The organism is Lactiplantibacillus herbarum (assembly GCF_001039045.1).
GTDB lineage: Bacteria > Bacillota > Bacilli > Lactobacillales > Lactobacillaceae > Lactiplantibacillus > Lactiplantibacillus herbarum.
Window position 1 is genome coordinate 12587 of record NZ_LFEE01000003.1, and the last position, 21097, is coordinate 33683.

22 protein-coding genes are annotated in these 21097 nt (G+C 44.3%); 13 read left to right on the plus strand and 9 right to left on the minus strand.

Annotated elements, in window-relative coordinates:
* Positions 1-138: 138 nt before the first annotated feature.
* Positions 139-600: a nucleoside-diphosphate kinase gene (ndk, locus tag ACG95_RS01375; protein WP_047998783.1), complete on the minus strand. Its 462-nt coding sequence runs from the start codon at positions 598-600 to the stop codon at positions 139-141.
* A gap of 239 nt (positions 601-839) precedes the next feature.
* Between ndk and ACG95_RS01380 the strand changes: the two genes are divergently transcribed.
* Together ACG95_RS01380 and ACG95_RS01385 are read left to right on the plus strand one after the other, a co-directional pair.
* Positions 840-2189, plus strand: coding sequence for a DUF2252 domain-containing protein (locus tag ACG95_RS01380; RefSeq protein WP_047998784.1), 1350 nt, complete (start codon positions 840-842; stop codon positions 2187-2189).
* 288 nt (positions 2190-2477) lie between these two features.
* On the plus strand, positions 2478-3026 hold the full coding sequence (locus ACG95_RS01385; RefSeq protein ID WP_047998785.1) for an NADPH-dependent FMN reductase: 549 nt from the start codon (positions 2478-2480) through the stop codon (positions 3024-3026).
* Positions 3027-3098: 72 nt separating this feature from the next.
* Here the strand turns inward: ACG95_RS01385 and map are convergent, their stop codons facing one another.
* Positions 3099-3890: a type I methionyl aminopeptidase gene (gene map, locus ACG95_RS01390; protein WP_047998786.1), complete on the minus strand. Its 792-nt coding sequence runs from the start codon at positions 3888-3890 to the stop codon at positions 3099-3101.
* A 367-nt stretch (positions 3891-4257) separates the two neighbouring features.
* Between map and pnuC the strand changes: the two genes are divergently transcribed.
* From pnuC to ACG95_RS01415, 5 genes are all read left to right on the plus strand, one after another.
* Complete coding sequence (gene pnuC / locus ACG95_RS01395; protein WP_082137276.1) at positions 4258-5034, plus strand: nicotinamide riboside transporter PnuC; 777 nt, start codon at positions 4258-4260, stop codon at positions 5032-5034.
* A gap of 356 nt (positions 5035-5390) precedes the next feature.
* Positions 5391-6110 carry a trehalose operon repressor gene (gene treR, locus ACG95_RS01400; RefSeq protein WP_047998788.1) on the plus strand — a complete coding sequence of 240 codons (720 nt, stop codon included), beginning with the start codon at positions 5391-5393 and terminating at the stop codon, positions 6108-6110.
* An 11-nt stretch (positions 6111-6121) separates the two neighbouring features.
* Positions 6122-7765 carry an alpha,alpha-phosphotrehalase gene (gene treC / locus ACG95_RS01405; protein ID WP_047998789.1) on the plus strand — a complete coding sequence of 548 codons (1644 nt, stop codon included), beginning with the start codon at positions 6122-6124 and terminating at the stop codon, positions 7763-7765.
* Between the two features lie 16 nt (positions 7766-7781).
* Positions 7782-9779: a PTS sugar transporter subunit IIABC gene (locus ACG95_RS01410; protein WP_047998790.1), complete on the plus strand. Its 1998-nt coding sequence runs from the start codon at positions 7782-7784 to the stop codon at positions 9777-9779.
* A 112-nt stretch (positions 9780-9891) separates the two neighbouring features.
* Positions 9892-11859 (plus strand): PTS sugar transporter subunit IIABC, encoded by a 1968-nt coding sequence (locus ACG95_RS01415; protein ID WP_047998791.1) that lies wholly within the window; start codon positions 9892-9894, stop codon positions 11857-11859.
* Between the two features lie 58 nt (positions 11860-11917).
* Here the strand turns inward: ACG95_RS01415 and ACG95_RS01420 are convergent, their stop codons facing one another.
* Positions 11918-12700: a hypothetical protein gene (locus ACG95_RS01420; protein WP_047998792.1), complete on the minus strand. Its 783-nt coding sequence runs from the start codon at positions 12698-12700 to the stop codon at positions 11918-11920.
* A gap of 244 nt (positions 12701-12944) precedes the next feature.
* On the opposite strand from ACG95_RS01420, the gene ACG95_RS01425 reads away from it, so the two are divergent.
* The 3 genes from ACG95_RS01425 to ACG95_RS01435 all read left to right on the plus strand — a co-directional run bounded on the left by ACG95_RS01425 (position 12945) and on the right by ACG95_RS01435 (position 14552).
* The gene (locus ACG95_RS01425) at positions 12945-13508 is read left to right on the plus strand and encodes a UbiX family flavin prenyltransferase (RefSeq protein WP_047998793.1); all 564 of its coding nucleotides are present in this window, start codon (positions 12945-12947) and stop codon (positions 13506-13508) included.
* Positions 13509-13510: 2 nt separating this feature from the next.
* Entirely contained in the window at positions 13511-13921 is a 411-nt protein-coding gene (gene lpdD / locus ACG95_RS01430) for a prenylated flavin chaperone LpdD (RefSeq protein ID WP_047998794.1), read from the plus strand.
* A gap of 277 nt (positions 13922-14198) precedes the next feature.
* Positions 14199-14552 carry a hypothetical protein gene (locus ACG95_RS01435; RefSeq protein ID WP_152668261.1) on the plus strand — a complete coding sequence of 118 codons (354 nt, stop codon included), beginning with the start codon at positions 14199-14201 and terminating at the stop codon, positions 14550-14552.
* A 109-nt stretch (positions 14553-14661) separates the two neighbouring features.
* Here ACG95_RS01435 and ACG95_RS01440 read toward each other — a convergent pair whose 3' ends face one another.
* Complete coding sequence (locus tag ACG95_RS01440; RefSeq protein WP_047998796.1) at positions 14662-15102, minus strand: Rrf2 family transcriptional regulator; 441 nt, start codon at positions 15100-15102, stop codon at positions 14662-14664.
* Positions 15103-15289: 187 nt separating this feature from the next.
* Between ACG95_RS01440 and ACG95_RS01445 the strand changes: the two genes are divergently transcribed.
* The gene (locus ACG95_RS01445; RefSeq protein ID WP_047998797.1) at positions 15290-15967 is read left to right on the plus strand and encodes a TetR/AcrR family transcriptional regulator; all 678 of its coding nucleotides are present in this window, start codon (positions 15290-15292) and stop codon (positions 15965-15967) included.
* A 184-nt stretch (positions 15968-16151) separates the two neighbouring features.
* Complete coding sequence (locus ACG95_RS01450; RefSeq protein ID WP_047998798.1) at positions 16152-17546, plus strand: Nramp family divalent metal transporter; 1395 nt, start codon at positions 16152-16154, stop codon at positions 17544-17546.
* A 38-nt stretch (positions 17547-17584) separates the two neighbouring features.
* Here ACG95_RS01450 and ACG95_RS01455 read toward each other — a convergent pair whose 3' ends face one another.
* The 4 genes from ACG95_RS01455 to ACG95_RS01470 form a co-directional block, all read right to left on the minus strand.
* Positions 17585-18226: a hypothetical protein gene (locus tag ACG95_RS01455; RefSeq protein WP_047998799.1), complete on the minus strand. Its 642-nt coding sequence runs from the start codon at positions 18224-18226 to the stop codon at positions 17585-17587.
* A gap of 20 nt (positions 18227-18246) precedes the next feature.
* Positions 18247-18537: a hypothetical protein gene (locus ACG95_RS01460; protein WP_047998800.1), complete on the minus strand. Its 291-nt coding sequence runs from the start codon at positions 18535-18537 to the stop codon at positions 18247-18249.
* A gap of 53 nt (positions 18538-18590) precedes the next feature.
* Entirely contained in the window at positions 18591-18842 is a 252-nt protein-coding gene (locus ACG95_RS01465) for a hypothetical protein (RefSeq protein ID WP_047998801.1), read from the minus strand.
* Between the two features lie 313 nt (positions 18843-19155).
* Positions 19156-19638: a GyrI-like domain-containing protein gene (locus tag ACG95_RS01470; RefSeq protein ID WP_047998802.1), complete on the minus strand. Its 483-nt coding sequence runs from the start codon at positions 19636-19638 to the stop codon at positions 19156-19158.
* Positions 19639-19729: 91 nt separating this feature from the next.
* On the opposite strand from ACG95_RS01470, the gene ACG95_RS01475 reads away from it, so the two are divergent.
* Positions 19730-20665, plus strand: coding sequence for a helix-turn-helix transcriptional regulator (locus tag ACG95_RS01475; RefSeq protein ID WP_047998803.1), 936 nt, complete (start codon positions 19730-19732; stop codon positions 20663-20665).
* A gap of 233 nt (positions 20666-20898) precedes the next feature.
* Here the strand turns inward: ACG95_RS01475 and ACG95_RS14980 are convergent, their stop codons facing one another.
* Entirely contained in the window at positions 20899-20997 is a 99-nt protein-coding gene (locus tag ACG95_RS14980; protein WP_202812188.1) for a type I toxin-antitoxin system Fst family toxin, read from the minus strand.
* Between the last annotated feature and the right edge of the window lie 100 nt (positions 20998-21097).

A 21097-nucleotide genomic window follows, 5' to 3' on the forward strand; every position in this document is an offset into this window, starting at 1 on the left:
TGTCGAGTAACTAACACTGGTAAGTTGTGGGGATTACTTGGACTAACACGGCCAAACGAGCAGCCTTGTTTAGCTGTTGTAACATAAAACGAGCTTAGCAATTAATTATGCTAAGCTCGTTGTTTTAGTCTAATCGTATTAGTTCTTCTTACCAGCATTTTTGTGTGCAGTAACGGCAAGTTCTGGGAACCAGATCGCAATTTCATGATGCGCATTTTCACGGCTGTCAGAAGTGTGGACAATGTTCCGTAAGATACCATCGGGATATTCGTGAGCATAATCGCCACGAATGGTTCCTGGTTGGGCATCAGAAGGACGAGTGTTACCAGCTAAGCTGTGAATTGCTTTGACAACACCGCTTCCGCTCACGATAATGGCAACTAAGGGGCCTTCCATCATATAGGTTTCAATTTCCTTAAAATAAGGTTTACCAACCTTTTCACTGTAATGTAATTGAAGTTGTTCCGTGGTAGCTTTAACAACCTTGAGTGCGGAGATTTTGAAACCTTTACGTTCGATACGGGTGATGATCGTGCCAATATGTCCTTCAGCAACACCATCGGGTTTAACTAGTACCAATGTTTTTTCAGAATTTGCCATAATATGTGACCTCCTCGTTTTGTAAGCGGTATCATTTATAACTTAAATTGTAGGTGACTTTTGCCGGCACGTCAACCAGAATTGCCGATTTGTTGAAAATCAAGCTTGTAAATTGTTAACTGGTGCATAATAATGAAAACGCACCTATAGAGAACTTAGTTGGATACAGGAATCTGTTCGTATTGCTAAGGTAAATCGTTATAATAGAATCAGTAAACCATAAAAGGGATTGATACAACATGCCACCACTTGATTTAACACATATTCGCCAACACCATACGGTTGCCGAATTGATTGCACTCGGAAAGGCGCGCCGCCAAGTTACCTCGTTTGAACAGCTCGGAACTTTCGTTGCTGTCGAACGTGACGCGGCCGATTATTTAAAACACGTTAGAGAAATGCTCGTTCCAGAACTACTGCCACTACGGCGGGAACGGATGTCTGCCTCGGCTTTCGCATTCTTCCGCGGTTCAGTCGAACTGATGGACTACGACTTGGATTATCAAAAGTCGACGGAGATTCCGGCAGTTGTCTGTGGGGATGCCCACATTGGGAACTTTGGTTTCTACGCATCGCCAGAACGGCGGTTGGTCTTTGATCTCAACGACTTTGACGAAGCGGGCGTGCATCCTTGGGAATGGGATCTACGACGATTACTTGTCAGCATTATGCTGGCAGCTCGTAACTCTGATTTCAAGCCTAAACGGGTCGAAAAATTAGTTCAGATGGCTAGTGCCAACTATCGTGAGACGTTGAAACGATTATTTGACCAAACCACCCTTGATCGTTTTTATCGTGATAATGAAGTTCAAGCTGTCCTGAACTTCGGTGGCGAACCCGAGGATACGGCCGATTTTATTGCCGACCTTGTCAAAAAAGCTCAAAAACGAAATTCAGAACAGGTTGTCCGTAAATTCACGTTGACCAATAGTCGCGGTGAACGTCAATTCAAGGACAATGCGCCACGTTCAGTGCACGTTGATAAGAAGACGTACCATGGTTTGAAGAAGGGCATCAAGGAGTACTTGCGAAATGTTCGTACCGATGTCGCGCTACTACTCTCTCAATACGAAGTGACGGATATTATTCGCCACAGTGTCGGCGTTGGGAGCTTTGGTTCACTCTGTTACCTAGTGTTACTGACTAGTACGGATGGCAGTCACATGGTCTTGCAGATCAAGGAAGCTTTGCCGACTCGTAAAGTTGGGAGTCAGGGACGGCCAGCACTTACTGCGGCGATGGAATTAACGGAAGGTCAACGAATCGTCAGTTCGCAGCAGATCTTGCAGTCGACGTCAGACGTGTTCCTCGGTTACTTCCAGATGGAGCATAAGAGTTTCTATGTTCGTCAGTTCCGAGATATGAAGGAATCTATCGATATTCCAACGTTAGATTGGGGTCAGTTCCAAGCTTATTCGAATACGTGTGCCATGATTTTGGCGCAGGCACATGCTCAAAGTCCAACGGCTGCGATGATTCGCGGCTACGTGGGTAGTTCAGTGAAGTTCGATGAAGCGATGGCTAAATGGGCAGCTGCCTACGTGGATCAAGTCGATCATGATTACCAAGATTTTTTGAAGATGGAATAAGTTAATCGTAAAATTATGCCAGCAGGTCGTTCGTTTACTGTATGCGGAACGGACTGCCAGATGGTGAATGCTAAAACATAAATAAACTACTTCAGAATTTGATCGTTCTGGGGTAGTTTATTTTTTTACGCCGTCACAGCTAAGTTAATACGGAGGTTTAAGCGCCATTTTGAAATTCACTAACAAATAATTAGTGAAAATGGTTGCACTTTTAAATTTTACTGATATACTTACTATTAGTAAGTGAAATTAAGAAAATAAATTAAATTTAAAGGGGTCGTTATAATTATGACAAAATATGGTGTAATCGTAGGTTCTATTCGCAAAAATTCATACTCTAAAGGGGTTGCCGACGCAATCGTTGCCGGTTTACCTGAAGATGCAGAAGTAACGTACTTAAACATTGGTAATTTACCACTATATAACCAAGACTTAGATGCTAACTCTCCCGTTGAATATACTGAATTCCGGGCAGCTGTTGCAGCTCAAGATGCTATTCTCTTCGTAACACCAGAACATAACCGTAGTATTCCAGCTGCATTGAAGAATGCCTTGGATATTGCTTCACGTCCATGGGGCGAAAGTGTTTGGGGTGGCAAGCCTGCCTTGGTTGCTTCACAATCAATCTCAGGAATCTCTGGCGTCTTGGCACACCACGTCTTACGTCAATCATTAGTATTCTTAGACATGCCAACTATGCAACAACCAGAACTTTACATTGCTAACACTGATAAGTTAGCTGACGAAAACGGTAAGATCACTAACGAAGGTACTCAAGCCTTCTTAGCAGGCGCCGGCAAGCAATTCAGCGAATTTGCAGCTAAGTTCGTTAAATAATTAATTGAATGCACAAAAAACGACCAACCGCTATTTGGTTGATCGTTTTTTTGTGCTGTGATTAAAAATAGCTTATTTCTTCCACAAGTACTTAGCATCAAAGTCGTTATCGAATGATGATAAGATCTTAGGACCATCGTCGGTAATAACCAAGGTGTGTTCATACTGGCAACTGAGGCTACCGTCCATTGTGCGGACAGTCCAGCCATCATCAGCGGTTTCGCCAGAACGCCAGTCGCCAATGTTAACCATTGGTTCGATGGTGATGGTCATCCCAGCCTTCAGACGAGTGCCGTGACCGGCTTCGCCGTAGTGAGGAACGTCAGGCTTTTCGTGCATCGTAGGTCCGATGCCATGGCCAATGTATTCGCGGACAACGCCGTAACCCATTTCGTTTTCAGCGTAGTTTTGAATGGCCCAGCCAATGTCACCGATACGGTTGCCGACAACGGCTTGGTCAATTCCTAGATATAGTGCCTTAAGCGTAACGTCCATTAATTTTTGAACTTCAGGTACAGTTGTGCCAGCAACGAAGGCGTGGCATGAGTCACTGAGGTAACCGTGATAGTTAATAACGGTATCAACTTTCAATAGGTCACCATCTTTGACCAAGATATCCTTGCTTGGGCAGCCGTGGCAAATCATGTCATTGACGCTGACACAGGTTGAATATTTGTAGCCTTCGAAGTTTAGTTCGCCAGGGGTAGCGTCATGGGCGATGATGTATTCGTATGCGAAGTGATCAACGTCCCAAGTCGTAATCCCAGGCTTGATGTAGTCTTCAAGGGCGTGAAATAGCCCGACCATGATGTCGCCAGCTTCTTGCATCCCTTGAATTTCGCGATCTGATTTAAGCGTAATCATAAGGTTCCTCCAAAAATTTAAATTAAATAGTTTGTAAAAGTAAATCATTGTTCTTCTCTAGTATACTGCAAGCGCGGTTGACCGACAAAATCCAATGGTCGGGACAGAATTGAATCATTGGTTATATTTTGAGTTAGAAAAATCAGTCAAAAAAATTTCCGTACCAAAAAGACCAGCGTGGCAGGAAGTTCACGGATTAGTTGTGCACAACTTACCGACTGAGGACAATTTTTTCCTTTTCATTAGCAAAGATAATGATACAATATATAGTGTTGTTTCAAACGAATACACCATATATGGTGTTACAATACAACTAGTTGGCCAACTAGAATTTAAACAACCGCATAAGAGAAACGGAAAGAGGAGCATGATTTTGAGTAATTATATTAAATTCTTATCACACCAATTGAAAGGTTGGCCGCAACAAAACTACTACTTATTCTACTTTAGCTTGGGGTGCCAAGTGATGACCTTGGTCAGTGCCCCAATCACACTGTTATCCATTCTAACATTTATTGGGACGACCTTGGGTGTGTTATGTGTCTTGGCGATCAATGCTGCCAAGTCCGTCAATGGGTTGCTTGGCGTTATCTCAGCGATTTGTTTTATTGTCGTTGGTTTCTCCGCTAAAAATTATCTCAGTATCGGTGAACAATTAGCTTACGTGGTCACCTTAGATATTCCAGTGCTACTGAGTGCAAACTGGAACGTCAACATGGTTTCTAAGATTCGTAAGTTCACTGGTCGAACATGGATTATTGCCATTGCTGCAACGCTGGTTGTTTATGGGATTTCAGGCTATCTGATTGGTGCCTTCACTGATGATCCACGGCCGTGGGTAGATGCAATCAGTTTTGCCATCTGTTTGACGGCGGGCGTGATCTGTTTCCTACGTTACAACAACCAGTATTTCTGGTGGATCGCCTCCGGTCTAGCTCAGATGGTCTTGTGGTTCATCTCATTCCGTCAGGGTTCCGCAACGTTAGCGATGTTTATCAATAGTTCAGTCTATCTGATGAACGACGTCTTAGCCTTTACCGTATCGCCTTGGTATAACAAACATGAACGAGCCCGCCTGATTGCGGAAGAGCAGGCTGAAACGGCAGCCAGTACCGATGATCAGATTCTTAGTATCAATCGGTAAATTAAAATGATCAACAACGTGTGACAGAGGACAGTTAGGCTGTGAGCATTAACGGAAATCAAAGATTATTCCGGGCTTGGGAATAATTCCCTGATTTTAGGTTAAGCGGAAGCAGATGCCTTCTAAAAACATGTTTTGTAAGTAATATTCTGAATATCAAAATGGACCGCGACTTTTGTCACAGTCCATTTTTGTATTAATTATGCTAACTTGTCTATACTTGGATAGACGGGTTTATTCAGGCTGAATCGGCTGTATATAAGGGACTCAACCTTGTGATGTATTAAATGTTGACAACTTGTCTAAACAAGTTTATATTCATTGATGAAAGCGATAACAAGGAGGGCGAACGGCACATGAACAAGTCGGCATTAGTGTATGACGATTTAATGCAAAAAATCGAGGGTGAGATTTACCCCGTGGGGACGTACTTACCTAGTGAGAATCAACTCTGTGACCTGTACGGAATTTCTCGAGAAACCGGTCGTAAGGCGCTCGCAGAACTGGCAGAAAATGGCTATATTCAAAAGATTCGTGGCAAGGGTTCACTCGTCATCGAGCATCACCAGTACGAATTTCCCGTTTCAGGGATCGTCAGTTATAAGGAATTGGCAGCTAAGCTCCACATTAAGACTGAAAATATCGTTTACAGTTATGAACCAAACGCAATTCTACCCGTAGCGGATTTTACGGCCCTCGGGACTGAATTGACCGAAGCACCGGTGACAGCAATTAAACGGGTTCGGGTGATCAACGATGAACCGGATATTATTGATAAGGACTACATTCTGAAGACCGTGATTCCAGACGTTCCGCGTTCTGCTGCTGAGGACTCGTTATATGACTACTTTGAAAATCAGCTAGGCTTAGAGATCGGTTACGCAACTAAGGAAATCACGATGGCACCAGCGACCGCTGAAGATTGTGAACACTTGGGATTGAAGCCAGGTGCGTACGTCGCCGTGGTCCGCAGTGTGACTAGTCTGACGGATGCCCGTGCATTTCAATTTACTGAGTCACGACATCGACCAGACAAGTTTAGTTTCCGTGATTTTGCACGGCGAGCACATAAATAGGAGGGATGAGCATGAAGTTATCGCAACAAGTGATCTACCAGATTTATCCAAAGTCATTCTATGATAGTGATGGCGATGGTATCGGTGATTTACGGGGAATTATTAGTAAAATTGACTATCTTAAACAGCTGAACATCGACATGATCTGGTTCAATCCGTTCTTCGTCTCACCTCAAAATGACAACGGTTACGACATTGCTGATTATTATCGAATCGACCCAACCTTTGGGACAATGGCTGACTTTGAAGAATTGGTGGCAACACTTAAGGCGGCTGGAATTGGCGTCATGCTCGACATGGTCTTCAACCACACGTCAACGCAGCATGAGTGGTTCCAAAAAGCCTTAGCTGGCGATGAGACTTATCAAAAATTCTACTACCTACGACCAGCGAAGGCTGATGGTAGTTTGCCAACTAATTGGGAATCTAAATTCGGTGGGCCAGCGTTGGGACCGATTGGAGATACGGGGCTCTACTATTTACACCTCTATGACCCAACTCAAGCTGATCTTGACTGGCACAATCCAGCGGTACGGGAAGCATGCGCTGAAGTCGTTAATTTTTGGCGCGACAAGGGTGTCCAAGGCTTTCGCTTCGATGTCATCAACGTGACTGGTAAATCAGAACAGCTTGTTGATGCACCAACTGGCGTGGCTAGCAAAACGCTCTATACCGACACGCCGATTGTGCACGACTACTTGAAAGAACTGAATGAGGCTAGCTTTGGCCAGGATCCCGATAGTATTACAGTGGGTGAGATGTCCTCAACGACGATTAAAAACAGTATTGGTTACACGAAGCCAAGCAATCACGAGTTATCGATGGTCTTTAATTTCCACCACCTGAAGACGGACTACGTTGATGGCCGTAAGTGGTCACGGATGGCTTTCGACTTTCCACGGCTCAAACAACTATTAGATGGTTGGGCGGCCGGTATGGATGCTGGCGGTGGCTGGCAAGCGCTGTTCTGGAATAATCATGACCAACCCCGAGCACTCAACCGCTTTGGCGATGCGGGTCAGTACCGTGTTAAGTCCGCTGAAATGTTAGCAACGGTCATTCACTTGATGCGTGGGACGCCGTTTATCTACATGGGTGAAGAGATCGGGATGGTTGATCCATATTACGATTCAATGGCGGATTATGCGGATATTGAAGCGCTCAATGCTTATCGGGCACTGGTTCGGAGTGGTTACAGCCATAAGGATGCCTTCACGATTGTGAGAACCAAAGCGCGTGATAATTCGCGAACGCCAATGCAATGGGATGCAACGCCTAAAGCCGGTTTCACGACTGGGCGGCCGTGGTTACGACCAACCAATCAGCAGACGATCAACGTGGCTGATGAATTGGATCACGGCGAGATTTTTAACTACTATCAACAATTGATTCATTTGCGCAAAACGATGCCGATTATTGCGGATGGGACGTATAAGACTTGGCGCTTGGATGATCAACAGGTCTTCGGTTACTGGCGTCAACTGGGTGAACAGCAATTATTAGTTTTAAACAATTTTTACCCAACCGCTACTACCGTGAAATTACCAGAAGCTATGGTAAACGCAGAAGTCTTGTTATCAAATTACCCAGACGTAGTTGTTCAAGCAGATCTACAGTTACAACCATATCAATCAGTTGCACTGTTGCTTAATTAGAAATGGAGGAATAAATATGGCACACGCACAAACAGTAACGATTTTAACCCCAGTTAGTGGTGAAGTGATTCCGTTGACTGCAGTGAAAGATCCAGTATTCTCAGCTGGGATGCTTGGACTTGGATTTGGGATTCAACCGACTGACGGGCGGATTGTCGCACCGGTCAGTGGTAAAGTCACAATGGTAGCAGAAACGAAGCATGCATTAGGTTTTACAACGCCGGATAACAATTTGGAAGTGTTGGTACATCTGGGTATCGATACGGTTGACTTGAAGGGCGCTCCCTTTACACTCACGGTCGAGGCTGGCGATGAAGTTCACGCTGGTGATCAGATTGCAACGATGGATCTCGAGGCCGTTCAGCAAGCCAATCGTCAGACCACGGTCGTGCTAGCTGTAACTAACTCTAGTGATAAGCTAGATTCATTAGAAGCCGCAACCGGGGTGAAAAACGCTGGGGAAGTTGCTGCAACCGGTCGTTTGAACGCCAATACTTTCAATGCGAAGCGTCAAGGTCGCTTGGCAAAAGCCGACAAGTACGATCAACTCGCAACTGAAATTATTGAAAATATTGGTGGCGCTGCCAACGTCAACAGTGTCATTCACTGTATCACCCGCTTACGTTTTTATTTGAAGGACGAAAGTTTGGCAAATGACGAAACCATCGCTAACTTGAGTGGGGTGATTGACGTTGCCAAAGCTGGTGGTCAGTTCCAAGTTGTGATTGGACCAGCTGTTACGGACGTTTACGATGCAGTTATTAAGCAGATTGGACCTGAGTTCTCCAATGATTCTGAAACAGCTAAAGCGGTAGCAGAAACTAACGCTGCGGCGAACCGGCCAACAACCGCGTGGGGCAAGGTCAAGTGGGGCATGAGCAACTTGATTGGGGTCATCACGGGTTCGATGATTCCAGTGATCGGGTTGTTAGCTGCTTCCGGGATTCTAAAAGGGGTCTTAGCGCTATTAACCACGTTTAAAATCGTTAGTGCCACGGCACCAACCTACGTCATTATCAATGCGATGGGTGACTCAGTCTTCTACTTCCTACCAATTTTCGTTGGGTTTACGGCTGGTAAAAAACTCGGTGCTGACCCAGTGATCATGGGAATCATCGGTGGGGTTTTGACCTATCCGGCAATTGTCACAATGGCTAGTGGTAAGGCAATGGGGACTTTCCTCGGTATGGGAATCAACGCGGACTTCTTCGGTTTACCCGTCCACGTGGCTTCATACACGTATTCAATCTTCCCAATGATTGCAGGTGCCTGGTTAGCTAGCAAGCTGGAACCATGGCTCAAACGTGTGATTCCAACCGTTTTACGAATGATCTTTGTGCCATTATTTGAAGTTGTGATTGTTTCAGGTGCCATTCTATTATTCTTAGGACCAATTATTACGGTATTATCTACGGGCTTAGCAAACGCGATTGTTGCGATTTACAACTTAAGTCCAGCTATTTCAGGTTTGATTATTGGTGGTTTCTATCAAGTCTTAGTTATCTTTGGATTACACTGGGCCGTTATTCCGATTGTTGCCAACGATATTGCAACGACTGGACACAGTTACTTGAACGCAATTGTTTCTGCAACCATGGTTGCGCAAGGTGGTGCGGTTCTAGCGATTGCTTTGAAATCTAAATTAGCAAGTATTCAAGAATTATCATGGCCAGCAACGATTTCCGCATTCTGTGGTGTTACTGAACCAGCGATGTACGGTATTAACTTGAAATATGGTCGGGCCTTCGTCACTGCTAGTATTGGGGCAGCAGTTGGTGGATTCTTGACTGGATTAATGCGGGTTAACATGTGGGGCTTTACCGGTTCATTAATTGGCTTTACATCGTTTGTTAATCCGAAGGGGTTAGATTTCAGTTTCTGGGGGTTCTGGATTGCATCTATCGTGACAATTGTGGTTTCATTTACACTGACATGGATGTTCGGTTTTAAGGACGAAGACGTCAATGCAGTGAAGACTGCACCTAAGAAACGTCATTTAGGACAAACTGCTTAATTTGGCTAGTTTTAAGATGGCAGAACTATGTCGAAAGCTTTAAAATTAATGACTAGTTAGTGAAATGAGTAAACTGAGTTAGGTTAACAATCAATTGGGGGCTTGAATGATAATGGGTATCGCGGCGACGATAACAATGTTGACACCGATTAGCGGTGAAGTGATTGCATTAAAGGATGTTCAAGATTCAGTGTTTGCCACAGGCATGATGGGTTTGGGCTTTGGTGTACAACCACGAGAGGAGCACGTCATTGCTCCAGTTGGCGGTAAAGTGACATTGGTAGCCGCGACGAAACACGCTATCGGCTTAACAACTCCAACTGGATTAGAAGTTTTAATCCACATGGGGATTGATACGGTTGCACTGAAAGGCACGCCATTTACACTGAACGTTCAAGCTGGTGATGTGGTTGAGGCTGGAACCCAGTTAGCAACAATGGATCTAGAAACTATTGAAAAGGCACAAAAACTGGCTACGGTGATCGTAGTGGTAACGAATACTAAGGAACGTCTGGATAGCTTGGATGTTACGACGGGTGACTTGGATGCCGGAACACCGGCTGCAACTGGTATCTTGAAGACAGTACCAGTTGCTTCAGCTGATATATCAGCGCCAACTAAGCTGACCGCTTCAAAGACTGGTACGGGTAAGTATGCGGACTTAGCGACGGCGATTATCTCTAACGTTGGTGGTGCAGCTAACGTGAATAGCCTGATTCACTGTATTACGCGTCTTCGTTTTTATCTCAAAGATGATGCCAAGGCCAACGATGAAAAGATTGCGAACCTCAATGGTGTGATTGATGTGGCTAAGGCCGGTGGTCAGTACCAAGTCGTGATTGGTCCAGCGGTCACGGATGTCTATGATGCGGTCATTGCACAACTGGGACCACAGTTTGGTGAGGGACAAACGACTACTGAACCGACAACAAAAGAATCCGATGAGACCACGCCCCACGGACTATTAGGGCGAGTGCAGCACGGATTAAGCACACTGATTGGTGTCATGACGGCTTCGATGATTCCAGTGATTGGAATTCTAGCTGGTTCCGGGATTCTAAAAGGAATTCTGGCAGCGCTTACTGGCTTCGGTGTGTTAAGTACGACCAGTGGTACTTACATGGTCTTGAATGCGATTGGTGATGCGACCTTCTATTTCCTACCTGTTATTCTAGGTTTTACGGCGGCGAAAAAGTTAGGCTCTGACCCAATCGTCATGGCGATTGTTGGTGGGATCCTGGTTTACCCAAGCATTATTACGGCGGCGGGTAAAGCGGCGTCAGCGCAAATCACGTTCATGGGGTTACCAACGCATCTCGTTTCATACTCCGCGTCAGTCTTTCCGATCATTGTAGCGGCATGGCTGGGAACGTACGTTGAGAAGGGGCTAAAAAAGGTCATCCCGCTGTATTTGCGGAGTGTCTTTGTGCCGATCCTAGAGGCGTTGATTTTAAGCGTGATTATCTTAGCCGGCGTAGGGCCTCTGATTACGGTCATCAGTAAGGGACTCGCGGATGGCATCATTGCCGTCTATAACTTTAGTCCGGCGTTATCCGGTCTGGTAATTGGTGGCTTGTATCAAACAATGGTTATCTTTGGCCTTCATTGGGGCCTGATTCCAATTGTTATTAATGATATTGCGACTAATGGTCACAGCTATCTCAACTCGATCTTGTCGATAACGATGGTTGCACAAGGTGGGGCCGTATTAGTGGTCTTCCTGAAATCAAAGGATAAGCATCTGAAAGAAATCTCATTGGCAGCCGCGGTGTCCGCGTTCTGTGGTGTCACGGAACCCGCCTTGTATGGGGTTAACTTGAAGTATAAACGGGTCTTCGTGGTTGCAAGTATCGCGAGTGCGATTGGTGGGTTGATCACTGGATTGCTGCGGGTAAATAATTACGCGTTGTCTGGTTCATTGATTGGTTTTCCAGCGTTCATTACACCCGGCGTGGGTATTGGGAGTAACTTCTATGGCTACTTGATTTCCCATTACGGAACGTTGGTCATCTCTACCGTGCTGGTTTATCTATTCGGATTTTCGGATAAGATGTTGAAGAAATCGGCTAGTGATAAATAAATATAAGATTAGTCATAACTAAAATCGGACTCCTGCTCAGCGCGGGGGTCCGATTTTTTTATGAACTGAGTGCTTGTAATCGTGATTGCTGACGAATCGCCTCGACGTAGATCCGGACAAAATCGGTACCGTACGCGCCAGACAACTGTTGTTCCAAATTAGGTGTTGGTGGTAATTCTGCCAGTAGCGGCCGAATCCACTGATTGGTAGGTAATAGTCGTAGTAAACGGTGACTAGTGAATTGTGAAAAGAGTAAATTACGACCGAAACATTGGCCTAGGCGTGATTGAAAGGCTGGTTGCTTAACAGGCACCAGCTGCAAACTGCTATTATTCATGTTGCCTAGTAATAATTTAGCGTGACTGAAATCGTCGTGCAGGTCTAACCGCTGATTCTTATAGGATTTGGCAATATCTGGAGCTAACTGAATTAGCCAGATTAATTGGTATTGCTCTAAGTGTAAGATGAGTCGCAACGTGATGATATCAGCCGTACTGAGTTGATAACTATATTGCTGCAGTGTTTCAGCGGTTAATTGGTGACGTAAAGTCTGCTGAATACCAGCAAAATCGCCAGCTCTCCAAGAAATTGCTAGTTGATCATGATTACTTAACCACAGTAAGTGATCAGCGATGCGCAGAGTTAGAAAACGGGGGACATTAGACTGTGGCTGCCGAATCATTAGTAGCCAATATGAGCTGGCACTCGAACGGGCAAAGTTACGTGCAAGGACGTGAACGTTGGTCGGTAGCGCCAATTGGACCGCTAATTGTAGTTGCCGGCGATCGGTGGCGGTATTTACAAATTGTTGTGGATCGTGGGTGGTGCGTTGTTTAGCCATGAATAGACTTCCTAACTAGGTGAATTACTTTAATTATAGGTCAACTAGGAATAAATGACGTGATGACGACTTACTTTTTTCTGAATTTCAGAATAGGTACGAAAGCGCGGCAATGTTGTAATATTCCAATAGAGAATAATAGCTAGTCGAAACACGATTTGTTTCAACCTACTTCACGCGCTAAGATAAAGATAATCGAAATAAACAGATGATAAAACTAGTGATAAAGTGAGGGCGTGTTGCAATGAAACGAATTGTTGTGGGGATTACGGGTGCATCAGGGACGATCTATGCGGTCGATTTGTTAGAAAAATTACATCAATTACCTGATGTTGAAGTCCATCTGGTCATGAGTGCTTGGGCCAAGAAGAACCTTGAACTAGAAACCGATTATACCTTGGCACAATTAACGGCATTGGCGGATGCGACTTACAAGGCTAATGATCAGGGTGCCGCCATTGCGAGTGGCTCATTCCTTAATGATGGCATGGTAATCGTTCCAGCTAGTATGAAGACCGTTGCTGGTATTGCCTATGGTTTTGGTGATAACCTGATTTCGCGGGCTGCGGATGTGACGATTAAAGAGCAGCGTAAACTGGTGATTGTTCCACGTGAAACACCGTTGAGTGTGATTCATTTAGAAAACTTAACTAAGTTAGCTAAATTAGGTGCACAGATCATTCCACCGATTCCAGCATTTTATAATCATCCAAAAACGATTCAAGATCTCGTTAATCATCAAACGATGAAGATCTTAGACGCGTTCCAGATTCACAATGAAACTGATCGACGTTGGGAAGGTGACTAGTTATGCCAACTTTTACAACAACGCAGGCTGGTTATCAAATGACAGCAAAACTTCAAGTGATTGGTTATGATCTCCTAATTGTTGTAACGGGTGGGAGTAATCCTCATATTGGCGATGTCACAACGATTACGGCTGATACTGAGCTGCAAACGGTTAAGTTTCCTAGTCACGATGGTCGTTTTCATAAGGATAACTTCATTTCAGAGCGGCTGGCCAAGCGATTACAGCCTTATCTGCAAGGAAGCTGTACGATTACGGCCGGCATTCACGTTAATCAGATTACCAAGGCTCAGATTGCTGCCGCTGCACCGATGACGGATGAGCTCAGCCAGCAAATCATTAGCTGGCTACAGGATAATCCAATCCAGGCAGTTCAGCCAGAATATTATGGAAATGATGAACAGCCGGAATAAAGGCTGGCGTAGATACGCGAACCAAGCTTAATGCTCGCCAACAGCTTGATGGACCTGATAAGAGATAGATATAAATAGTAAGCTACTTCAGAATTGTGATATGTCTGAAGTAGCTTATTTTGTGTGGTAGTCGTAATACTTTAGTTTTAGATGCTTTTGGCAACTTAATCTATTAGTGATCATGGCTTTTTCAAGTAGTTTGGTTTGCACTTACTTTAAAGTGAACGAATAGCGTGACATAATGAGAACAGATTAGATGATTATTGGGGTGTTAGTTATGGAAATAGGTCCTTTATCAGAATGGGTGGCTGCGGCTGCCGAAATATTGGCAGTGTCAGTAGCCTTGTTCTTGCCATATTACAATCAGCGGCAGGAGCGTTTACACCGGTTGAAACGCTTTAAGAAAATCGTTGAGCAGTCGATCAATGTGGTTAGCCAAAATAATCTGAGTAATCTGGATGACTTTCAATCGTTTATCAAGATTTCATCGCTACTAGAAGTGGATGAGCGGTTGCTAGCTGTTCTACAAGTTGGTGATGAATTGATTGAGATTATTGATCACCAAACGACCTTATCGCCGCGCCAGATTACTGATGTATTGGCATTGAAAGAACACTTATCAGCAATTTAAGTCAGTTATTCAAAAAAAGTCTCCAGATTGGTTTATGAGCGAAGTCGTTTCGCGGAACCAATCTGGAGACTTTTTTAGTAATGATGTGATGGCATTTATTTTCTAAGAATTAGCTCCGAGCGTCTTTTTTAGCCTGTTCGACTAAGAGGTTATCGACGACGTCTTGCAGACTAGTCTTAGCCAGGCGCGCTTCAGCTGCGGTCTGGGCATCTTGATAGTACTGTTTCAGGACCGTTTGAATGTTGCCACCAACGATGCAATCTGGATTGGTCTTAGGATCAACGGCTAGTAAGGGCTTGTCCCCCTCAATCGCATAGAAGACGCTGAGTAATGAAATCTGGGTTAGCGGTTTAGCAATCACGGGTTGAGCCGTACCAGGAGTGGTGGTAATTAGTCCGGCTTGGCGTAACTTGCTCATTAAACGACGGACTACAACTGGGCTAGTCTCAATACTAGCTGCAATGGCATCACTGGTGAGCTTGGTATCAGCATAGATGTTCAAGTAGGCGAGCAAATGAATCGCATCGCTGTAACGGGTGGAAACACGCATGTTATCACTTCCTGTAACTTGTTTGGTTACTACTATTATAAAGGGATGTAGATTTAAAAGCAATTAACTAACTCATAATCATAAATTATGTAACTTTTGATTAATGGTGGTTGTTTCGGTGTACCAAATCAGTTATGATGTAATTGCCGAAAATTGAGCAGTCACTGCAAAAAAGGAGCTTAATCTCATGAGTGAAATTGAAACCATCCAGGCTTATTACGCGGCCTCATTGGGGAAGGATGGTCGTATTAGTCGTACACAGCGCCAGATCTTAGCCGCTGCGCTCGAGTTGTTTGCCGAAAAGGGTTACGAGGAAGTCGGAACACGTGAGATTGCGGAGCGAGCAGGAGTAGCTGAGGGGACGTTATTCCATAATTTTGTTAATAAAAACGGTATTTTGGATGCAATTATGCAACCAATTGTTAAAAATATTTTACCAACTATGCTTAACACGTTAGATCAGGCTGTCCTGGATAAAGACAGTCATACGCTAGAGTCATTTATTGTGGCGCTAGTTACGGATCGAGTTGACTTTGTCGCACATAACCGAGCTTCACTAGCGGTTATTCTGTCACAGTTTTTCAACAATGAACAGGACCGTGCAGCGGTATTAGGGATGGTCTCACCGGTGATTTTGACGCAAGCTAATCAAGCAATGGATCGGTTGAAAGCAGCTGGTGAACTAGTTGATTGGCCGAACGGTATGATTTTACAACTCGTATTCTCGACGCTAGGGGGATACTTGGTGAAAAACGTCCTGTATCCAAATCTCAACAGACTCAATCGTCAACAGACGACCCAGTATCTCAGTGATTTTTTAGTTAATGGTTTGAACCCACGAAGAATCCCCTTACAAGGTGACTAGCCAGCCGTTGAATAAACTTTAGGCATGCCAAAGTAATAATTAATAATAGTTGATTATTTGTTGGATGGTGCTATACTACGTAGTGGAATTAAAGTGAGTGCTCAATATTAGAGCACCCCGCTGTTGAGGATCACATAGTAGTCCACAACCTGAATTCTAAACCAATAGAAGAGAGGGTTTCATTATGAAATCAGCAAAAACGAAGGATCGCTCGCAAGTGAAGGTAGCCGAAGAGAAGGCAATTCATGCAACGAGTACCGATAGTAAGAGCTTGGACGAAGTAAATGGGAGTGTCCGGGTACCAAAAGATGCCAACTTCTGGCGGACGTTGATTGCCTATACCGGACCGGGGGCCTTAGTCGCCGTCGGTTATATGGATCCAGGTAACTGGATCACATCGATTGCCGGTGGGTCACAGTATAAGTACGCGTTGCTTTCTGTGATTCTGATATCAAGTTTGATTGCCATGTTGTTACAAGCTATGGCCGCACGCTTGGGGATCGTTACCGGTAAGGACCTCGCACAATTGACCAGAGAGCACACTTCCAAAGGGATGGGGATTTTTCTCTGGATTATCACGGAACTAGCCATCATGGCAACGGACGTTGCTGAAATAATTGGTTCTGGGATTGCATTAAAGTTATTATTTGGTTTCCCACTGATAGTCGGGATTTTAATCACGACTGCCGATGTCTTGATTCTGTTATTATTAATGAAATTAGGCTTCCGTAAGATTGAAGCCATTGTTGCGACGCTGGTCGCTGTGATCCTGTTCGTCTTCTTATACGAAGTTATCATCTCACAGCCAAACGTTCCTGAAATGTTGAAGGGTTACGTGCCAACGACTCAGATCGTCAGCAACAAATCAATGCTGTACTTGGCATTGGGGATCGTGGGTGCAACGGTTATGCCACATAACCTGTACTTGGGATCATCAATCTCACAAACACGACAAATTGATCGTGATGATGAGAAAGAAGTTGCTAAGGCAGTTAAGTTCACCACCATCGATTCCAATATTCAATTGACCGTTGCGTTCGTTGTTAATAGTTTACTATTAATCTTAGGTGCCGCATTATTCTTTGGTACTAAGGGTGACTTGGGTCGTTTCGTTGACCTGTACAACGCCTTAGGTGACAGCAAGATTGTTGGATCGATTGCTAGTCCAGTACTAAGTATGTTGTTCGCAATCGCGTTACTATCTTCTGGTCAAAGTTCTACGATTACTGGAACGTTATCTGGTCAGATCATCATGGAAGGCTTCATTCGTTTGAAGATGCCATTATGGGCTCAACGGTTATTGACACGGTTGATCTCAGTGACACCCGTGTTAGCATTCGCCATTTACTACCATGGTAATGAAGCTAAGATTGAAAGTCTGTTGACCTTCTCGCAAGTGTTCCTGAGTATCGCGTTACCATTCGCCATGATTCCACTTGTGAAGTTCACGAGTAGCCATGAGCTGATGGGGAACTTTGCCAACCATGCTTGGGTCAAATGGACGGCTTGGGTGATTACCGCAGTTCTGATTATCTTAAATATTTATCTGATTCTACAAACGGTTGGTATGGTTAAATAATTACCACCAATAATAAAGTAAATGCGTACTTCCCATGGTTAACTTGGGAGGTACGCATTTTTAGTTGGGGTTAAAGTAAAGGGGGTAGCGGTTATGAGATTGGTCAGACAGGGTAAGAGACCGGTATCCAAGTCGTACAGGCTGCTGAGCTGGGATCGGGGTTGCCCGTGTTCAGCCATCTGTAAGAGTTGTTGTTGGGTTAGCTGAACCTGACTGGCTGGGAGAATCAAGTCGGGATGGCTATCGCGAGCTATGGGCATCGCGTGATCGTGAACCAGGTAGGTGAAACCCGGTGCCGTGTTCAGAATGAGGGTTAGCATACTGATCTCACGGGGATCAAGTTGGGTGGCTAATTCGTTGGTTTGAGTAGGTGAGTAGACCATAGCGGCATACACTTGCGGTGCCAGCTCTGGCAGGGTCGAACTGGGTGGGGTTAGGGTCACCGTTAGACCTAATTGCCAGCTGGCCAGTAATAGACCGGGAATCGTGACAGCTTGAGTTGGGCTGATTAGGATCGCCTGACCAGCATGAACATTTTGCTGTTGCAGACTGGTTTCGCACAGGGCTAAGTCTTCGAGGACGTCTGCGCCAGTGTACCAACTACCACGGGCGTCTTTTAAAACGGGCTGGGTGTATTGACGTTGTAATTGACGGGTGATTGCTTTCGTTAGTTGGCTCATGGCGTCGTCCTCCTTGGGGGCTATTTAGTGTATTTCATCTTAGTAATGCTTTGACTGCTGGCATCGATGGTTTCGAGAACCTGGGTTTGCCTAGTCTTCATGACTAAGTTAGTTGGCCGTGGCGTAATGTCGTGAACGGGTGTCGTTGTCGTACTAGTTGCTAAATTAGTGCCGTGATTGACTTTGTTAACGAGCGTCGTTGAGGTTTGTTCTGGTTGCGTCGTTGTGTCAGCTGAAGCGGATACTGAAGTAGCGAAGAGGGTCCCGGCAGCCATCAAAGTAATTGTTAGTTTCGTAAATGCGTTTTTCATAATAATCAAACTCCTTTTAGTTTGTAATTAATTTTTATAGTAGATTGTCGTTGTTATTGTGCGGCGGGCATTAACCAGTCGTTAGAAAGTAATTGGTGGAAGTGGCGACCAAGTGGCACCCACAGTTGTGACTTACGGATGTTCTTCAACGTGTCCCAGAATAATGGGTCTTGAAGTTGTTCATCACTGATTTGGACTTTAACGAATTCGCCATCTTCAGTCTTAGCAATCACCAGTGGGTAAGTGACCTTGACGATTTGAGCAGCGGCGATATTTTTAATTTTAGGATCAGTATCTAATAACATTTTACATAGCTCCTTAGTTAGCTTTGAGTAGTTGTTTGTTTAAGTTGTTTTGTTTTAATTGAATGACTATAGTTTACCGACAATCCGACTAACCAACTATCGAGTTTCAATAAACTTTATCTAAGAAATTCTTAGATTAGCGTTTAGATTGGGCTCATAATTGCAGGAAATGCCGAATCAAAGGGATTCTTAGTTCTTTATAAATAATAGAAATTAAATAAAAATCCTTAAAACAAGTTATATTAAAGACTTGTTTTAAGGATTTTTATAGGAATATGGGCCAACGTTATGTCGGCAGAAATGGCTAATGTAGTTAGGCTGTCACAGTCGTTGGTAACCGTAGCTCCACGACTGCATTGCGCGGATCGTTATTCATCAGTGCTTCAATAATATAGCTGTCACCTTGATATAACTCTGGGCGTTGTGGCAGGATTTCGCCAAAGAACGTTTTGATCAGGCCATCAAAGAGTTGTCGACTTGGGCCACCTGAAGCTTTGAGGATGATGTAATTACCAGCGGGTAGTTCACGAGTGACGGTTTGTTCTACTGTAGCTGAAATATTTGCACCAGCAAAGTATTCGAGTTGACCGTCACGAATGCGGCTGAGGGCGTAACCAATATGGTCGTGGCTGGCTGCCATCAACTGTCCGAACTGACCACTTTTAGCGAGTTGCATGAAGTGTTGGCTCTTGCCTTGAGAGACTGCAGCAACGTTGTCCATAGTGGGTAGGGGTAATGTCATAGGGTAGCCAGTTAAAGTAGTTGCAGCAAGCGTTTTGATTTCATAAGTTGTCATAGGTTTAAGTCCTGCTTTCTTTTTAGTAAACTAAGAATAACTTACAATACCTGACAATAAGCTGGCAGGTATTAGAAATTAGGTGAAAAAGATGCGGATTGCGCGACTAATTAATTTAATCATGCTGCTATTACGAACGGAAAAGATCTCAGCCCCAGCGTTAGCGGCTCGTTTTGAGGTTTCAGTGCGAACCATTTACCGGGATGTGGAGACTTTGAGTATGGCGGGGATTCCAATATATGCCTCGCGCGGCAGAAACGGTGGTATTGGATTGATGGCCAATTATAAGGTTGATAAGAAGTTGTTAACGGCCGATGATATTCGTAATCTGCGTTTAGCGCTGAACGGCGTGCATACGTTAATTGCCAATCCTAAGATGACCGCAACCATGCAGAAGTTAAATGCGCTCTATGCAGCCGATCATGCGGATGATCACTTACTGATCGACTACGCTAACTGGCCTGGAACTCAGGAGTTGAAACAACTAGCAGAACAGATTGATCAGACGATTGAACAACACGTTTATTTGGAATTTAAGTATAGTGATCGCAACGGAAACCAGACGAGTCGTCGCGTTGAACCTTATCGCCTAGTATATAAGAGTGAACGCTGGTACTTACAAGCCTACAGTGTTGAACGAGCGGATTTTCGAATGTTCCGCTTATCGCGTATTCATGAATTAGGCATAACAAACAAGTCGTTTGAACCGCGCGCAGTACCAACATTGGAGTTTAATTTTAATGAACGCCTGCGTCCTGAGATGACTGCTGTTACCGTCCAAGTGAATAATATTGCTCGAGGGCCGTTTGTCGAGCGTTTTGGCAATCAGGTTATTGAGTCGCAAACGGCAGCGACATTTAATGCTACGGTTGAACTACCGCTCAGTGAAAACGCCTATCTGTTTGTTCTCTCAATGGGACAGCATATTAAAATCATTAGTGAGGGCCCTTTTTATCAAGGGTTTCAGCAGTATTTGAAGCAAGTGATGGCCCAATATTGTACACAACTAGATACGAATATAGAGTAACTTTCCATAAAATAAATATTTAGTAGAAAGTTAAGACCGAGAAATCCTTTTACAGTAGGAATTGGGTAACTTTTTACGTTGTGTTATATAAATCAATTTAGTTGATAATTATACGTTTAAACCATATAATTACGTTTGAAAGTATAGATATTAAGACAGCACAAAAGGAACCCATCCACCACAAACGGGTTCCTTTTTTTCGTGCTTTTGCCAGTTAAACTAGTGTTGTCCTACTATCGTTTGTTGAACCACTTGGTAAAAATAGTGACCACCACGCCACTAATGATTCCGGCTGCGACAGCAATTGCCAGGGATAAAAGTATAGATATCAAAACAAGCCCCCCCTTTCCATTATTGCAAAAGGGTCGGACAACGGTTTAATTTTAACATGGTCCTTTACTAGTGTTCGTGATCTACACTGTATTAAATAAA

What these genes read in the sequence shown, in the direction of transcription:
- treR (WP_047998788.1), top strand. Translation starts at nt 5,391, where the DNA reads ATGAACAAGTCGGCATTAGTGTATGACGATTTAATGCAAAAAATCGAG.
- ACG95_RS01420 (WP_047998792.1), bottom strand. Translation starts at nt 12,700, where the DNA reads ATGGCTAAACAACGCACCACCCACGATCCACAACAATTTGTAAATACC.
- treC (WP_047998789.1), top strand. Translation starts at nt 6,122, where the DNA reads ATGAAGTTATCGCAACAAGTGATCTACCAGATTTATCCAAAGTCATTC.
- ACG95_RS01410 (WP_047998790.1), top strand. Translation starts at nt 7,782, where the DNA reads ATGGCACACGCACAAACAGTAACGATTTTAACCCCAGTTAGTGGTGAA.
- lpdD (WP_047998794.1), top strand. Translation starts at nt 13,511, where the DNA reads ATGCCAACTTTTACAACAACGCAGGCTGGTTATCAAATGACAGCAAAA.
- ACG95_RS01440 (WP_047998796.1), bottom strand. Translation starts at nt 15,102, where the DNA reads ATGCGTGTTTCCACCCGTTACAGCGATGCGATTCATTTGCTCGCCTAC.
- ACG95_RS01435 (WP_152668261.1), top strand. Translation starts at nt 14,199, where the DNA reads ATGGAAATAGGTCCTTTATCAGAATGGGTGGCTGCGGCTGCCGAAATA.
- ACG95_RS01385 (WP_047998785.1), top strand. Translation starts at nt 2,478, where the DNA reads ATGACAAAATATGGTGTAATCGTAGGTTCTATTCGCAAAAATTCATAC.
- ACG95_RS01470 (WP_047998802.1), bottom strand. Translation starts at nt 19,638, where the DNA reads ATGACAACTTATGAAATCAAAACGCTTGCTGCAACTACTTTAACTGGC.
- ACG95_RS01445 (WP_047998797.1), top strand. Translation starts at nt 15,290, where the DNA reads ATGAGTGAAATTGAAACCATCCAGGCTTATTACGCGGCCTCATTGGGG.
- ACG95_RS01475 (WP_047998803.1), top strand. Translation starts at nt 19,730, where the DNA reads ATGCGGATTGCGCGACTAATTAATTTAATCATGCTGCTATTACGAACG.
- ACG95_RS01425 (WP_047998793.1), top strand. Translation starts at nt 12,945, where the DNA reads ATGAAACGAATTGTTGTGGGGATTACGGGTGCATCAGGGACGATCTAT.
- pnuC (WP_082137276.1), top strand. Translation starts at nt 4,258, where the DNA reads ATGATTTTGAGTAATTATATTAAATTCTTATCACACCAATTGAAAGGT.
- ndk (WP_047998783.1), bottom strand. Translation starts at nt 600, where the DNA reads ATGGCAAATTCTGAAAAAACATTGGTACTAGTTAAACCCGATGGTGTT.
- ACG95_RS01415 (WP_047998791.1), top strand. Translation starts at nt 9,892, where the DNA reads ATGGGTATCGCGGCGACGATAACAATGTTGACACCGATTAGCGGTGAA.
- map (WP_047998786.1), bottom strand. Translation starts at nt 3,890, where the DNA reads ATGATTACGCTTAAATCAGATCGCGAAATTCAAGGGATGCAAGAAGCT.
- ACG95_RS01455 (WP_047998799.1), bottom strand. Translation starts at nt 18,226, where the DNA reads ATGAGCCAACTAACGAAAGCAATCACCCGTCAATTACAACGTCAATAC.
- ACG95_RS01450 (WP_047998798.1), top strand. Translation starts at nt 16,152, where the DNA reads ATGAAATCAGCAAAAACGAAGGATCGCTCGCAAGTGAAGGTAGCCGAA.
- ACG95_RS01380 (WP_047998784.1), top strand. Translation starts at nt 840, where the DNA reads ATGCCACCACTTGATTTAACACATATTCGCCAACACCATACGGTTGCC.
- ACG95_RS01460 (WP_047998800.1), bottom strand. Translation starts at nt 18,537, where the DNA reads ATGAAAAACGCATTTACGAAACTAACAATTACTTTGATGGCTGCCGGG.
- ACG95_RS01465 (WP_047998801.1), bottom strand. Translation starts at nt 18,842, where the DNA reads ATGTTATTAGATACTGATCCTAAAATTAAAAATATCGCCGCTGCTCAA.